Raw genomic sequence first — 15,287 nt, 5'->3', positions numbered from 1 at the left:
CGAAGACCAGCGCGGCGGGCAGACCTTCTCGATCATCCCGTTCATCGACAGCGGTGAGCAGCCGCTGGACGCAGGCGCGGGGCTGTCGCTGGTCGCGTGACCTTGGTACGAGGCTTGAACATCTGAACTGCAAGGGGAGCCGTGGGTTCACGGTTCCCCTTTTGCTGTGCTTGCTTCAATAGAGCGATCGAACTGCCACTTCATATGGCGTTCCGGTGTAGATGAGACTGCTAGATCGGAAGTGCCGCGCGGAGTTTCGATTAAAGTCAGACTTGTACAACTGCTTGAGCGGCAATCAATGCGTCAACAGCAACTTGAACCTCGGCGTAGAGCTCGGTGTCCAACTCTGCTGCGTCGATTTCCACAATCAGTGCGTAGCGTACGGAAGGCAAACTCTCAGCGAGAAGCTTTTTCGACTTCCACCAACCGGTGACTGGGTGAACAGCCAGCAAGTTGCGCCGCGCCAGATCTGAAGCCCTACATGTCAGCTGATCTATATGGAGCGACCCGACATGGCGCCGATTGCTACCGAAGTCCCAAAGATCATCTTCGTCGCTTGCAGGACCATCGGGCTGTTCGGCCGCCTTGCTGATCCGGGCCAGAAATTGGGCTTCGTTCTCGCCAGCGCGATTGAGTTGGAAACGTAAGTTGTGGGACGCGTAGCGATACCGAACGCCGCGCGAGGCTTCGGACGGGTTCGGAGCGATAAAGCTACTGAGTGCCACCCGCAAGGTCACATCGGCATTGCCGAGCGCGCGCAAAGCCTCAACGGGCCAGGGAAGGGCGAACAGCTTCATTTCATTGTGGACATCACCGCCGGTCTTCTCTGAAATCCCGTACGGCGTAATCGTATCTTCCACGATGAGGGTCAGCGCGTTCGACGCGCTGCGGCGGGCACGCGCCATGTCCGGCACACCATACCCATAGCGCTGAAAAAGGGGCGTGAAGTGACCCTTGTTTGGCTGGGCCGGCAGATGCGCACGCATCTGCTGCGTCCACCGCGCTGACGACACGTAGAGACCACGCACTGTCTCGGGCCAAAGCGTCGGATAGTCCGACCAGAGTTCCGTTACATCCTTCGCGGCAAGCGCGGTCGCCGCGCTGGTATCGAAGGTGAATGTGAAGGATCGGACTGGGTAATTGTGGTGAGTCGAAAGCAGCGATAACCATCCATGCCGCATTGGCGGTGGCATGGCACTTAGCGCCCAGTTTCCACCCTCAAGGACGACGTCCGGCTTGTTCGGCCAATGGGACGACCACGATGCAGTTCTCGAAGCTGGCGATAGATCGCCGAATGGTGCAAGCGCCTGGGCCGGCTCTCCGTCTGGCAGTACGGTCTTCTCTGTAAAGGCCCCAACAGACAGAACATTCCACGCTTGGGCAGGCGACTCGATTTCGTTGTCTTCGTGATCGCATCGGTCCAGGTAGTTTCCGGCACCAAAGGTGAAGTTGTCGGTATTCCCTGCGGAGACAAGCACCAAGCGTTGTTGTTTCACCTCACCTGAAACACCGGCGGCGAGCTGATCGACCTCCGTCGACCAGGACGTCGGCGCGCCGTCATGCGGGGTGTCCTCACCCGTCGTCGTGGTCATGGTGAAGGTCCGGCGCCGGGGGCCGACCTGTTCTACTGTATTGATCGCCTGCCTGGTAACCGCGCCGAGGAGATGATGCGGGTTCATCCCTGCATCAGGCAGCAGCTTCACGGATTCCAGACGGTTCACGACAGAAACCGGATTCGCCTGGTGCAGTTTCGGCGTCAGGTCTCCAAAGAGCGCCAGTCCTCCCATCTGCGTGCCATGGCCCTTCACATCCTCCAGCCCCCAGGCCGGGTTGGCGGCATGTCGGTCATCCACGCTGAGCGCCGGCTGAATGAGAGGATGCGCGCGACTGACACCGGTATCCAAAAGCGTGACGTAGCTAGGATCGGGATTGTCAGTGTAGGTCGTACGACCCGCGAGTTCGTCGACCCACTGCGCCTGTTCTGCCACCGGCAAGCCGTCGAAGAAATCCGCTGTGATGGTGGGAGCAGCAAGGGCGCGCACGCCGCCTAGTCGGCGGACGGCTTGGGCGAGCTGATTGCGATCGGCCTCTACGATCACAACGATATCTTCGGGAAACTCCAGCCGATCTGCTCCCACGGTAACGCCATAGTTTGGTGCGGCCGCGACGAAACCTTCGGTCATTTGAGGCTCGAGCCAAACCTCCCAGATGGTCGCAACATCCGCTGCTGGAAATTTGCCTGAAGGGCTGCGCCAGAGGGCACGCAATCCCGCTTCCGTGATGGCAGCGACGCTCTGCACCAGATCCGCGTTCTTCGGACGGCCTGGGATGAATTCACCATCCTTTTCCCGGTCGGGTGTGTCTTCCGTCCGAAACTGCTCGACCTTCTTGCGCAGCTTTTCAATACCCTTGGCTGTCGCAAACACCGTCGCGCGCTCTTCGGTGCCACCGGGATCAGGGGTCTCGGCGACGCGAAGGAGAGTCAGGCCACTAGCGTCGAGGCTGCCTTTCTTCAGGCGCTCGTCGATACGCGAGCGTACTTCCAGATAGACGCCGGGAAGTTCGGCTGCTGGAATATCTGGCAGCGCGTCGATGGCCTGAAGCAATGCTTGGGCGTGCGCCGCGCGATTGGGGACATCACTTGGTCTTTTGGACCCGCCCCCGCCCTTTGCTTGGAACGGGCGAGGTTGTCCGAGATTGCGAAGGTGGAAGTGCCGAAGGTCTCGTGCCATTGTCATCGGTCCCTAGTTCTTGGAGCGACCGTCGGCGTTCGAGGGCATCAAGCAAATCCTGTGTCGCAATCTTGTCGGTATCATTCAGAACAGCACGTCGAGCGGCATCTTCCGCCGCTGCCACAACATCGGCCGTTGAGAGGCCTGTGGCAACGTCTATAACCCGTTTCCATCCCATGCGAGCGAGTGAGAAGCCGATCAAACGGCGTTCGAGCGCCTGCCGAATGGCAGGGCCATCGGGCATGACATATGGCAAAACAAGATCAAAGCGGCGCAGCACAGCGCGGTCAAGAATTCCCGGCAGGTTTGTAGTGGCAATGACGATCGAAGGCCCGGTATCCTCATCCAGGAATTGCAGGAACGAGTTCAGAACCCGCCGGGCCTCACCGACATCGTTCTCACCGCCCCGGGCCGCGGCCAAAGCGTCGATTTCGTCGAAGAGATAGATACCGCGCGTCGTCTTGACGGCATCGAATATCATCTTCAGCTTCTGCGCTGTTTCACCCATGAATTTTGTGATCAGTCCGTGGAGCATGACCGAAAAGAGAGGGTACTGCAGCTCACCGGCAAGCGCTGAAGCACTCAGGGTCTTGCCGGTTCCGGGAGGACCGGAGAGGAGAACGCGCCGCCGTGGCTTCAACCCTTTCGCCTCGAGCTTTTCGCGCATTCGTGTCTCTACAACGAGATGCGCGAGTTCGCTCTCAATCCTGTCTGGCAAGATGACATCGACGAGGCGCTCGGTCGGATAGGACGCGGCAAGGAACTCCGCCAGATCACCGCGGGGTGTTGCGATAGGAGTGATCGCAGGGGTTCGCTTCGAAGGCGGCTTCTGTCCCGCTTCGGCCCATTGTCGCAACTGTTCAGCCAGACGGGTATGTCCCTTCTGCTCTTCAGCCGCAGAGAGTTGCATCGCCAGATCGTAAAAACGATCAGCGTCCCCTTCTGCGTGGCTCTTGACGAGACCGATGAGTTGTTGGGCGGAAGCCAAGGTCGAGTTGCTCTTTCTGAATGATCATTTTCAATGATACTAAGGTCTTTTCTACATTCGAACTCCTCAGCAGACCAGACAATTTGCGCTGTTTGGAAGCAGAGTGTGTCGGTTTTGTGCTCTCGAGCATCGACTTGGATGCTTGCCTTGCGGCCTCCCCCGCTCGGCTTCGCGTGTCGCAGGGGAGAACGGCCCTTCGGTCCGTCGCGCATTCGGCCATGCGGCCTCACCGCGGCGTCGCGCCTGGCATCCCGGTTTGCCCGCCTCGCGAGCACGTCCCTCCCCGGCCGCTCCGCCGGATTGCGCTCTGGTCTGTTTTGCGTGGCAAAACGATCCCGCCGCTCCATCCGTCTCCCGCGTCCGATCGGGCCGTTTGCCTGCTCGGGTCGGTCAAACCTACCGTCAAAACACACACACATGAGCGCGGAAGCATATCCTCCGGATGGCCCCCAAATCAGCCCGCGTCAAGGATCGCAAAACTTTTCGGCGAGGACGGGGCCTGTGGCTTGGGGCGGTCCCGTGCGTGAGGGCGCGCATGTGTCGGGTGCCGCGCTCGGAAAACTTTTGCGCCCGGCAAGCCGGCGGCTGCGCCGTCCCTGACCCGGGCAGATTCGGAAACCAGGCATTCGGCCATGCCCCCACACTCACGTGGTGGCCTTGCAACCGAACACTGGAGACCAGACATGGCTTACGACACCGCAAACGCCTACGAGACCATCGAGCTTTTCGGACTGACTGAAAAGGACGCGCAGCTGCCGATCCCGGAGGATCACGTTCTGACCGACCACATCGTCCGCGAGAGCTTCGAGGCTTTGCTCGGCCAGCTGCGCGGGACCGGGCTTGAAGCAGAAATCGAACCGCTGGCCCATGGGCTCGCGACGATCCTGCAGCGCCGCAAGGTGGCACTCGGCAAGGAGGTCGACCGCACCGCCGACAAGATCGGCGCGCTGGCAAAATCCCACGACGGATCGGAAATCGCCGAGACCGCGCTCGAAGAGGCGCAGGCGCGCTTTGTGCAACTGCGCGAGATTGTGAGCGCCATCGAGGTGATGAGCGAGGCAGCGGCGGAATGCTACGAGATCGAGACGGGCCACGCCTACATCCCGGCAGCCGGATCGCGCGCAAGCGTCCGGGCGAAAGAGACCGGGGCGGTCTTCGAGGCGCGGCAGCTGCTGGAGCAGCACGACCGCGAGACTGCCGAGAAGTCGAAAGTCGAGGGGGTGCCCCTGATCGTCTCAGGAGCCACCGACTGGACAGATGTCGATGTGATCTTCAACACGCTCGACAAGGTTCGCGAACGGATCAAACAGAACCGCAACCAGGAGATCTTCCTCTGCCACAAGGGTGGCAAGCACGGGGCGGAGATGATTGCGGCCCGGTGGGCCCGGGCACGCGGGGTCGCGCAGGCGCGCTTCGATCCGCGCTGGTCCGCGCACGGGCGGGCGGCACCGTTCAAGTGCAACGACGAAATGCTGGACGACAAGTTCGCGGCGACGGGGGTTGTACTCTTCGGCGGCAACGGGGTCGCGCTGAACCTCGGGCAGAAGGCGGAAGCGAAAGGTCTGACGGTCATGCGGGTTGCGGACCCGGCGAAGAAGGCTGCGCAGGATTGAAGAGAGGGGGTCGCGCTTGGCGCGGCCCTTTCGTCATGTCTCATGGCGCGTGCGGTCGGTCACGCGTGATCGGTAGTCTGCGGCGGCCAGCAGCGTTATCCCTCTACCCGGTCCGTCAGAGTGCGGCCCATCCGCATCGGTACGGGCTGGGGATGGTACGCACCTCACGCACATCGTCAGCGGGGCAAGACGCGAGGGGTCGAGACGTCGCACTTGAGGCCGAAGACTTGCGCGTCCCTCGGGTGGTGTCTCAGAACATCGCACCCGCGCAGGCGGGCTCCGTCAGCACCCCGGCCAGGCTTGGCGGGACGAGGACGCGGATGGTGGCGTCGGCGTGATGGCAGGGGTCATCCGGATCACTCCTTTTTGCTCATAGATGTGGATCGCACGGGGTCGGCCCAATCGTGCCCTGCGCTTCGCTCCGGCAAGCACAAATACGGCTTCCACGGCGGAGCCGCGGACCCTCCGCATTTGCGCTTGCGACCGGGCCTCTTGCCCCCGTGCCGGGTGATCCCCATCGCAACAAGGAGTAACCCAAATGACCAACCACTACGTCGCCACTGTCCCCGTCAAGTTCACCGATACCGATGGCCAGGAGCGCACCCGATTTCAGCGCGTGGGTGCGATGTTCCGCAACACCCGCAACGGGGACGGCTCGGAGTTCTTCAGCCTCAAGCTCGACTTCCCGGTCGCGGTCTCGGAGCTGGTGATGTTCCCACCGAGCGCGAAAGATCCCCAGGACTAAATCCTCTGACGAGGATGGGCCGCCCCAGGACGATCTTGGGGCGGCCCGATCCCTGTTCCAGGGATGCCGGTCCCTGCGCGTTCAACGGACGCACTCCGCCCGGAATGATCAGGCCGCGACAGACCGGCCAGTCAGCCTCAAGGGGGCCATCCACAAAAACCTATCGGCCAGGGCCTCCCGGTTTTTGCGGCAGAGATTTGGGGATCCAAATCTGGCCCTCCTTGACCCTGCCTGTCCGCCCTGTCGGTGGGGTTTGCGCCCGCCCGCGGTTCCGTCCGAACACATGCGTGTTCGGCCAGAGCCTCGGGCGGGGCTGGCGGACGGGACCCCTGGGACAGGTGTCGCTTGGAGGTGAGGGCGGCAGAGCCGCGTCCCTGCGGGCCGCGGCGTGAAGCGGACACCAAGGCTGCCTGAGCCTGGATGCGACGTAAGTATATAATTGACAGCTTGGTATATTATCGTAAGGTAGGGGCAGCCTTGGTGGAAGGTGGCAGGAAATAGGGGGTCTTTCTTCGCATGTCTCGTTCAAAACGTCTCACAGATGCGAACCGCATGGAGATCGTTCGCGAGGCTGCGGAAGGTGTGTCGACATCCGTGTTGGCCGAGCGGTTTGGCGTGTCGCCGCGGGCGATCCAGTACACGCTCAAGGCCGATGCCGAGCGCCAGACGGATGCAGCCATCCCGGTCTCCGCGGTCAGTGTGAAGGTCACGGCTTCGGAGCTTGAGGCGCTCGACGCGGTGCTGGCGAAGGCCGGGATCGAGAGCCGGGCTGAGGGACTGCGGCGGCTCATTCAGGCGGCAGGCGGGGTGTTCGTTCCGGATGCGCAGATGGCGGCCGAGATGGCGCGATACAGGGCCTCTTTGCACGAGGTCGGCAATGGGGTCGCGCAGATCGCCAAACAGATGACGCAGGCCAACCGGATGGGGCAGGGGGCCGTGGGGGGCACGAGTGCCGAGTTCTCCGAATTGCGCCTCGCGCAGCTGCGCGGGCTGGCGCGGTTCATTCTGGATTCCGCTGACGAGATTGACCTGCTTCTGCGCCGCCGTCGAGACGCGATGCAGCTCGAGGCCACGGCCGCCTTGAGGGAGTTTGCGCATGCGGCTGAATGATGCTGTCGATGCCGTCACGGGCGAGGTCTTCCGGGATGGCTGGAGCCGGATCCGGGGCTCGATGCAGGGGCTGCACGTAGCCAAGCAGAGCCAGCTTGTGCGTGCGGCGGCGGGGCACCGGCCAGCGGTCTTCAAGGCGATCCGGGGCGGGGGAACGCACACCAAATCGCAGCTGATGAACCAGCTCGAGTATCTGACCACCAAGTCCACCCATATCGTGGACTCAAGCGGATTTCTGGATGGCAAGGCGAAGCTCGAAGCGAAGGACATCAAAGACCTCACCGAACGCTTTGCCAAGCGGTGGGACGCGGGCTTTAAGCCCAAGCTGGGCCAGACCACACACATGCTCATGTCCTTCCCCATCGGCACGCGCGGGGAGGATGTGCGCGACATCGCGACGGACGTGGCCGAGCGGTTCTTCCAGACCGATGAGGGGCATTTCGACTACATCATCGCGGTGCATGAGGACCGCGATCACCCGCATGCGCATCTGGTGCTGAACCGCCGCTCGCAGGAAGGCGAGTTCTTTTTTCTGGGGCGCAATCATCGCTTCAACTATGACGACTTCCGCCTCGCCATGGTCGAGGAGGCGGAGAAGTACGGCGTGCGCCTGGAGGCCACGCGCCGGGTGGATCGCGGGGCTGTACATTACCCAGCCCGGACCAGCGAGGTCTACGCCGCGAAAGAAGAGGGTCGCGCGCCCCGCGAGCGCGAACGCGTGGGGCAGGACCTGACGCGGACGCTGGCGGAGATCGCCAACACCAGAACCGTCTACCATTCGCTGGCCGCGGAGGCTTCGCGCGAGGCCCGCGAGGATATTGCCGCAGCCCTCTTTCGCGCGGGCGAGGTGCTGGCGCATGGCGGGCAGGTGGACCGAACAGGAGATGTGTATATGGCCGAGGATCAAAGCTTCGAGGATCTGAGAAGCCTCTATGCGGAAAAGCTCGCGCGGGTGCAGGGCATGATCGCCGAGAAGTCTGACGCGGAACGTCCCGTGCTGGAAAAACGCCTCATCGAGATCCAGACGCAGGTCCAGCATATGCAGCCCTTGGGGCTGCGCTCGGGCTCGCTCTCAGATGCGCCCTCGGAGGGCGGGATTTATTCCGAGGCCAATATCGACGCCAGCCAGCGCGAGCGACTGGCCGAGCCCGACTTGAGATCGCGCATTGACGCGGCACTACGGGGCACCGGGATCAGTACATCGGAAGTGGTGGCCCGGATCGAGACGGGCGCCTCAAATGCAGCGCTCGAGCATCAATGGATCGCAGATGATCTCTCCAAGGTGGCCGAGGCGCGCGATCTGAACCTTGAACGCCGCGCCGATCTGGAACAGGCCCGCGACATTCTCAACGATGTGCATGTCGAACTTGGCACGCTCTTGGAACGGGAAAACGTGCTGCGGCGGGATGGGGTCATGGAAGCGGAGGCGGTCAGCGAGCGGTTCCATTATCATGAGGGCGCGGTGCGGGCGATGGAAGGGACAATCCGACAGGAGATGCGTGCAGAGGGCCTGACCGCGCAGCAGATCGAGGACCGGGACCCTGAGGTTGTCTCACGGGCGGAGCGCCGGATCGAGACGGAGCAGCGTGCATATCTCGAGGCACACCCGGATCTGCTCGCACGCCCTGGCGATGTGATCGACCGATCTGAGCCCTACAGGGAGACCATCACCGATGCGGCCCGCGCCAGCGAGATCACCCGCGAGGTCGACCGGATCATGGAGGGACGCGACCTCCGCAGGCCCGTTGCGGATGCTGTCGCAGATGACTTACGAGCGCGCTATCCGGACATGCCGTCCCACCTCGCCCGTGGGCTCGGTGCGACCTATGCAGCCGTCGTCGAGATCCGTGACACGGAGGCCATCAATCAGGTTCGCCGCGAAAACGAGATGCACGAGGGGCTTAGGTCTGGCACGCGCGACGCACTCCTCGCAGCCCGCGGTGAAACTGCGCCGCAGTTTGACCGTGCCGACCGCCTTGCAGACGCGATTGCGCGTGTCGTGGACCATGAACGGGCGGGGGAGTTGTCCGCGCCCTTCGAGACCGAGGCGGAGCGGGACGCCTTCCGCGACGAGATCGTGCGGGTGCTGGACGTTCGCCAACGCGACCGGCTCACATCCGGCGATGCCGATGCGCTGGACAAGGTTCTCGAGGACCGCCTCGACCGGCTCTATGTCGCCAAGGTCTACCTGCAATCTGATGCAGCGACGGCCAACACGGAGGCCTTGCGCCAGGTGGTCGATGATCTTGCCGATACCGAATATGAAAAACACCGCACTGGCGATGTGGATGGCGAGACCGAGCGGGGACAGGTCCATTGAGCGCGCCCATGGGAAAGGCGCGGATCGCCACAGGGGTCTTTCTGGTAACGCTGGTGACCGGGGCCATGGGCTATACGATCGCCTCGGCGGTGCTGACTTACCAGGATCTGGGCTTCGGGGCCGAGATCGACTTTGCCTATATCGCGCAGAACTACATGGCGATCCTCGACCGCCGCCCTGAGGACGCGCAACTTATTCACCTGATCATCGGCAGCTTCGCCGCCGCCGGCCTGATGCTGAGCCTCGCCCTCTCGGGGTCCGCTCTAACACGCTTTGGCCAGACCCATTGGCAGAGTGCGCGCGAGATGAAGGCCAATGGCTTCTTCGGGGCGCCGGGCACCGGGTTCATCCTCGGCAAACTTGGGCCGCCCGGCTCCCGCGCCAACTACATTTGCTCGAAGGTTTTCCCCCACGCGCTGATCGTGGCGCCCACGGGCCGTGGCAAGACCACGGGCTTTGTCATTCCGAACCTGCTGACCTGGCAAGGCTCTGCCGTGACGCTCGATGTGAAGGGCGAGTGTTTCGAGGCCACGGCCCGGCACCGCGCAGCCCAGGGCGACAAGGTCTATCGCTTTGCCCCTACCGATTGGGAGGGCAAGCGCACGCATCGCTACAACCCGCTCCTGCGCATCTTTGAGCTGAAAGATCCCGCGCGCCAGCAGATGGAATTGCAGCTTCTTGCGACGCTCTTCCTGCAGAGCGACAATGACCGGGTGCAGGGGCTGCTCAAGGGCGGGATCGATCTCTTCGTGGCAGCAGGCCTGCTGGCGTTCCAGCGCAAGCGCCCCACCTTGGGAGAAATCTACCGCATCGCGGCCTCGGGCGGGAACAAGCAGAAGGAGTATTTCGCGCGGGGCCACGAGGTCGACAACCGGGCGGCCAAGCTGATCTTCACGCGGCTGGCCTCGACCAACAACGACACGCTGACCTCCTATGTCTCGCTCCTGATGACCTCGGGGCTCGACCAATGGCAGAACCCTGCCATCGATGAGGCGACGGCGGTGTCGGACTTTGACTTCCGGACGATCCGCAAGAAGCCCTTTTCGGTCTATCTCGTGGTCCAGCCTCTGATGGTGAAGCCCCTCGCGCCGCTGATCCGGCTCTTCTTCTCCGATCTCCTTTCCGCCATGCAGGAAAAGGACCCCGGGCCGGATGAGCCCTGGCCGGTGATGATCATGCTCGACGAGTTCAATCGCTTGGGCAAGATGCCCATCGTGGTCGAGAGCATCGAGACCCTGCGGACCTATCGTGGTCACCTGGCCGTGGTAACCCAAACCATCCCCGCCCTCGATGAAATCTATGGCGAGAACACCCGCCGTGCGCTGCAGGGCAATGCCGGCGTGAAGCTTTACCTGACGCCCTCGGATGAGAAGACCGTCGAGGAGCTGAGCAAGGCGGTTGGCAAGACCACGAAGACCGTCATCACGCGCTCCCAATCCATCGGCAAGAATCCCTTCGAGGGCCGCAGCCAATCGACACGGACCGAGGAAAGCTCTTTGCTCCCCGAAGACGAGGCCCGCCGCCTGCCGCTCGACGAGATCGTCATGGTGATCGATGCCCAAATGCCTGTTCGGGCGAAACGGATACAGTATTTCGACGACCGGCTGTTCAAAGCGATCCATGGTTCTCAGTCGGGCGAGTTGCCGTTTCCGGAGCCGGGGGGAGGGGGGTCTCAGGGTACGCTACCGCTGAGTATGCGCGCCATGCCGATGACACCGCCCCCGGACGGGTCTGGCGGATCCGAGTCCGACGTTCAGGCCGCACGCCCGGCTGCTGATGGCCAATCGTCAAGGCAAACCCATGTCGCTCCAAAGAAGACCGCGCCTGTCGTTCAGGCCGTTATCGCCGAGGAACAACGACAGATGGAGATGGATTTTGGGGCGCAGGTGCGTTCTGATGATCCGACAAAGGAGGAGGGAGACGATCAGCTAAGGACCGCCGTGGATCGGTTGGGCGAGCTGGAGTCGAATTTGAGAGAAAGGCTTTGAGGTGGTTGGTGTGTCTTTGGGAGTATGATTTCTTGAAAATACGAAGGTAGAAAAGACGCAACGAGAACTGTATGGCGACACTTTCAGATACCAGTATCATGGTGCAAAAAATATTTCTGCACGGAATGGGCTGAATGTGGCTCACTGTGCTTTCTGTGTTGAGGATATCCGGCGGTTTTTGGGAGTGAAGCAGACAACATGTATTACCTTGATGGCCTGGCGAGCTGGCCAATGCGTCCGGAAGCCAAAGACGCTCTGATAGAAGCACTGGCCCAACCCGGAAATGCGAACTCCAATCACGTTGCCGGCTGGCGGGCCAACAGTCTTTACGAAGAAGGTAGAAGGGCGGTCGCCGCCCTCATCGGCGCTGCGCCGAACGAGATCTTCATAACCTCCGGCGCTACGGAGGCAAATGCGCTCGCGATCATAGGGGCTGCCCGCACCCTTGCGGGTCAGGGTCCAAGTAGAAACAAAATCGTACTGTCCGCGCTGGAACACGACGCGGTTCGACGTCCTGCGGAAGCACTGCGCGAGTTGGGCTTCGAGGTCTTGGTGTGCCCCGTCGGAGCAGGTGGTTCGATTTGCCTTGAAAGTCTGGAGGCTCTGTTAAACGAGACGACACTGCTTGTCAGCACGATGCTTGCTAGTAATTTGACAGGTGTGATCCAACCAATTGAGAAGATAAGTGAAATGGCGCATGCAGTCGGTGCGCTCATGCATATCGATGCTGCACAGGCAGCGGGCAAGTATCCCATCGACGTATTCGATCTCGGCGCCGACTACCTCAGCCTGTCGTCCCACAAATTCGGGGGGCCACAGGGGGTCGGTGCGTTGTTCGTTGCCGCCAACGCCGCAAAGCCATCCGAGCTGACATCCGCAAGACCCTTGGAAGAACATCTGAGCGGAACGCAACCTGCTGCGTTGGTCGCAGCGATGGGCCGTGCAGCCGAGATATCGGCTCAGAACATGGCGCGAGAGTCTGTCCACAGCAGGGGTCTGATATCCATGTTCGAGAAGCAACTCTCTGGCAACGGATTGCGGGTGGAACGGCTTTTCCCATCAAGTCCGACGGTTCCCGGAGCTGCCGCATTCATTATCGACACGACGACGAGCTCAGATATGATCGACAGTCTGAACACCAAGGTATGTCTTTCGAACGCGTCTGCTTGCCATTCCGGTTCGTTGCAGCCTTCGCCGGTTCTTTCCGCGCTACATCTCACTCATGACGAGCAGAAACGCTTCCTGCGCTTAGGTGTCGGGTGGTGGCTTTCTGAAGACGATATTGGCGCGGCGACGGCGATCATGGCCGGCGCAGTCGAGAAAGTCCTCCTTGCTACTGGTGAGCTTCACCAGTAGCATTGGCGTATGGCCGATGTATTTGACAATTGGTCCGGCAAACCGCAATTCGCCGGGCACGAAACATTCCCGCTGCGCATCCTTTGGCTGCGCAAGTCATATGACGCGGTTCGGGGCGGCGCCCCACTGACGGTATTCAAGGACGACGAAGCCATCTCCCGGTTCGGCGTTGGTCGAAACATGGCTGTTTCGATGCGATTTTGGGCGCAAGCCACGGAAGTTATCCAACTCGACGGCAAGGAGCTAAAGCCTGACAATTTGGGTGACCTGCTCTTCGGCGAGAACGGATTTGACCCTTTTCTGGAGCATCCGACTTCACTGTGGCTCATCCATTGGAAGCTTGCATCGGTGCCGGAGTACACCACAACTTTCTACTATTGTTTCAACGGGTTATTCGGGCACGAGTTTCGATCGATAGATTTAGTGGATGCCGTTGAGAAGCTGATCGAGCAAAAGGGATGGCGTGGTGCTCACAAGACTATCCAGAACGACGTCACGGTCTTTCTGCGGAGCTACTGCAGCCGACCTAGCGGGGCGATGGACGACGCGGCGGAACCTTTGCTGGCTGAACTGGCATTGATCCAGGAAACTGGCTCGAGCGGATGGTACGAATTCTCGGTTGGCCCAAAGCCAAACCTTCACGACGCCCTTTTCGCCTACGCATTGGATGCCTACTGGACTCGGGCGCACGACAACCGCGCGACCCTCGCCGCGGAATTGATCTGCCACGACGCCGGCAGTCCCGGCCGTGTGTTCAAGATGGACGAAGACAGCGTCATCGAGCGGCTTATGCGGATCGACGAAATCACTGGTGGTGCCTTCGTCTGGACCGATACGGCTGGCCTGCGACAGGTCCAGCGCAATCGGCGTCCTGACCCGGACGCGCTGCTGCAAAGCGCATTTGGCGAGATCGCGCGCCACGGAAAGGCTGCATGACATGGCGCCTGAGACGCTCTCAGACAAAGTCAGACTAAACGGCCGGTTCGTGCGAAGCGCGCGGATCGACATGGACCTTACCGGCACGCCGCCTCTTCAAGGTTATGTTCTCCAGGCGAGTACCGAAAAATCGCTCCTCGCGATGGCTGCATCGCTATCGGAGGGAGCACAAAGTGCTTTTACCTGGACTGGACCCTACGGCGGCGGCAAGTCGAGTACTGCGCTGCTTTTGGGTAACCTCGTTGCCGGTTCTAAGGAAGGAAAGGCTCTCGCACGGAAGATAGCCGGGCCGAAACTGTCTAAGGCCATTGCGAAGGCCTTCGATCCCAACTTGGGCGATTGGACCGTTATTCCAGTGACCGGAAGCCGTGTTAGCCTGAGACAGGCCGTCGCCGAGAAAATCGCAGAGCGATACAAGTGGTCCCGCGCAAAAAAGGAACGCGCGACCAAGAGCGATGGCCAACTCGTGCAAGACATCTCTGAGCACGCCCGTCAGGGACCAATTGTTCTGGTGCTGGATGAGCTGGGAAAGTTCCTCGAAGCCGCGGCCGATAAAGACCACGATGCGCACCTCCTGCAGGAGTTGGCTGAGATAAGTGCCAGAAGCGAGGGTCGTTTCGTTGTGATCGGAATCTTGCATCAGGCTTTTGAGGCGTATGCGGACAAGCTCGCTTCGAGCGCCCGTCTCGAATGGGCCAAGATCCAAGGGCGGTTTCAGGACTTATCCTTCCTTTCCGCAAGTGATGAGACTGTCAGGTTGCTCGGGCGGGCAATTGATACGGAAGATTCCCCTGGCACAGCGGAAGTGCAGGCTAGGAGCTTAGCTAAATTTGTCGCTTCAAATCGACCGACGGACGAAGCGGAGCTGACCGAGGCGCTTGCGCAGACCTGGCCTCTAAACCCGATCTGCGCCTTGCTGCTTGGCGGTATCACACGCCGAAGTTTTGGTCAGAACGAGCGTAGCATCTTCGGTTTCCTGGCGTCCGAAGAACCTGGGGGGTTTCGCGAATTCTTGAAGTCGACCTCGGCAGGCTCAGGTGAAACCTTCGGCCCCGATCGTCTCTGGGACTACCTTCAGACGAACTTTGGTCTTGCGCTTGCCGCTGGTCCGTTGGGGTCGCAAATGACGCTGGCGTTAGAGGCAATCGAGAAAGCGAACGTGCTCGGAGCCGACCTGCACGTGACTCTGGCGAAATCGGCCGCGCTTATTGAGATCTTCAAGAACGGAACAGGATTGGCCGTCGACCAAGACGCTCTTTTGATCGCAGTTCCGGGGAGCAGCGTCTCTGATATCAAGGGTGCTCTCAATGAGCTATGTGACTGGGGAGTTTTGCTTCGCCAGAAGCGCGTGGGTGGGTATGCGCTGTTCTCCGGCAGCGATTTTGACCTCGATGCGGCTCTTGAGAGATTTGGCGGTCGGACTGAACCGCTCCGGGTTTTCCGGAGGCTCCAAATCAAGGAAGGATTGGAGCCATGGAAAAGGACAACAGAGCGAACCG

The 15,287-nt window shown here is 61.2% G+C and carries 10 protein-coding genes; 8 read left to right on the top strand and 2 right to left on the bottom strand.

The window, feature by feature from the left end:
• Positions 1 to 266 precede the first annotated feature (266 nt).
• Entirely contained in the window at positions 267 to 2,732 is a 2,466-nt protein-coding gene (locus I3253_RS19960) for a S8 family peptidase (RefSeq protein WP_232272216.1), read from the bottom strand.
• Entirely contained in the window at positions 2,638 to 3,720 is a 1,083-nt protein-coding gene (locus I3253_RS19955; RefSeq protein ID WP_081536350.1) for an AAA family ATPase, read from the bottom strand. Before I3253_RS19955 ends, I3253_RS19960 begins: the two co-directional genes overlap by 95 nt.
• Positions 3,721 to 4,403: 683 nt before the next feature.
• On the opposite strand from I3253_RS19955, the gene I3253_RS19950 reads away from it, so the two are divergent.
• The 8 genes from I3253_RS19950 to I3253_RS19915 all read left to right on the top strand — a co-directional run.
• Positions 4,404 to 5,333 (top strand): DUF2493 domain-containing protein, encoded by a 930-nt coding sequence (locus tag I3253_RS19950; RefSeq protein WP_197919547.1) that lies wholly within the window; start codon positions 4,404 to 4,406, stop codon positions 5,331 to 5,333.
• Between the two features lie 538 nt (positions 5,334 to 5,871).
• Positions 5,872 to 6,078, top strand: a complete 207-nt coding sequence (locus I3253_RS19945; protein WP_007120662.1) for a hypothetical protein — start codon at positions 5,872 to 5,874, stop codon at positions 6,076 to 6,078.
• A gap of 516 nt (positions 6,079 to 6,594) precedes the next feature.
• Positions 6,595 to 7,188, top strand: a complete 594-nt coding sequence (locus I3253_RS19940) for a helix-turn-helix domain-containing protein (protein WP_043754095.1) — start codon at positions 6,595 to 6,597, stop codon at positions 7,186 to 7,188.
• Positions 7,175 to 9,508 carry a relaxase/mobilization nuclease domain-containing protein gene (locus tag I3253_RS19935; protein ID WP_197919546.1) on the top strand — a complete coding sequence of 778 codons (2,334 nt, stop codon included), beginning with the start codon at positions 7,175 to 7,177 and terminating at the stop codon, positions 9,506 to 9,508. The genes I3253_RS19940 and I3253_RS19935 overlap by 14 nt, the downstream gene beginning before the upstream one ends.
• 8 nt (positions 9,509 to 9,516) lie before the next feature.
• The gene (locus I3253_RS19930) at positions 9,517 to 11,496 is read left to right on the top strand and encodes a type IV secretory system conjugative DNA transfer family protein (protein WP_197919545.1); all 1,980 of its coding nucleotides are present in this window, start codon (positions 9,517 to 9,519) and stop codon (positions 11,494 to 11,496) included.
• 198 nt (positions 11,497 to 11,694) lie between these two features.
• Entirely contained in the window at positions 11,695 to 12,852 is a 1,158-nt protein-coding gene (locus I3253_RS19925) for a cysteine desulfurase family protein (protein ID WP_197919544.1), read from the top strand.
• A 9-nt stretch (positions 12,853 to 12,861) separates the two neighbouring features.
• On the top strand, positions 12,862 to 13,788 hold the full coding sequence (locus tag I3253_RS19920) for a DUF4007 family protein (protein WP_197919543.1): 927 nt from the start codon (positions 12,862 to 12,864) through the stop codon (positions 13,786 to 13,788).
• A 1-nt stretch (position 13,789) separates the two neighbouring features.
• A partial coding sequence (locus I3253_RS19915; RefSeq protein ID WP_197919542.1) for a hypothetical protein occupies positions 13,790 to 15,287 on the top strand: 1,498 nt, incomplete at its 3' end.

The sequence above is a fragment of the Thiosulfatihalobacter marinus genome (genome assembly GCF_016019955.1).
Classification (GTDB): domain Bacteria; phylum Pseudomonadota; class Alphaproteobacteria; order Rhodobacterales; family Rhodobacteraceae; genus Shimia; species Shimia marinus_A.
Note: the sequence above shows the minus strand (reverse complement) of the source record. Positions and strands in the feature narration are given on the sequence as shown.

Coding starts and splice junctions, on each gene's coding strand:
- I3253_RS19925 (WP_197919544.1), top strand. CDS start 11,695: ATGTATTACCTTGATGGCCTGGCGAGCTGGCCAATGCGTCCGGAAGCC.
- I3253_RS19940 (WP_043754095.1), top strand. CDS start 6,595: ATGTCTCGTTCAAAACGTCTCACAGATGCGAACCGCATGGAGATCGTT.
- I3253_RS19935 (WP_197919546.1), top strand. CDS start 7,175: ATGCGGCTGAATGATGCTGTCGATGCCGTCACGGGCGAGGTCTTCCGG.
- I3253_RS19945 (WP_007120662.1), top strand. CDS start 5,872: ATGACCAACCACTACGTCGCCACTGTCCCCGTCAAGTTCACCGATACC.
- I3253_RS19930 (WP_197919545.1), top strand. CDS start 9,517: ATGGGAAAGGCGCGGATCGCCACAGGGGTCTTTCTGGTAACGCTGGTG.
- I3253_RS19960 (WP_232272216.1), bottom strand. CDS start 2,732: ATGGCACGAGACCTTCGGCACTTCCACCTTCGCAATCTCGGACAACCT.
- I3253_RS19950 (WP_197919547.1), top strand. CDS start 4,404: ATGGCTTACGACACCGCAAACGCCTACGAGACCATCGAGCTTTTCGGA.
- I3253_RS19920 (WP_197919543.1), top strand. CDS start 12,862: ATGGCCGATGTATTTGACAATTGGTCCGGCAAACCGCAATTCGCCGGG.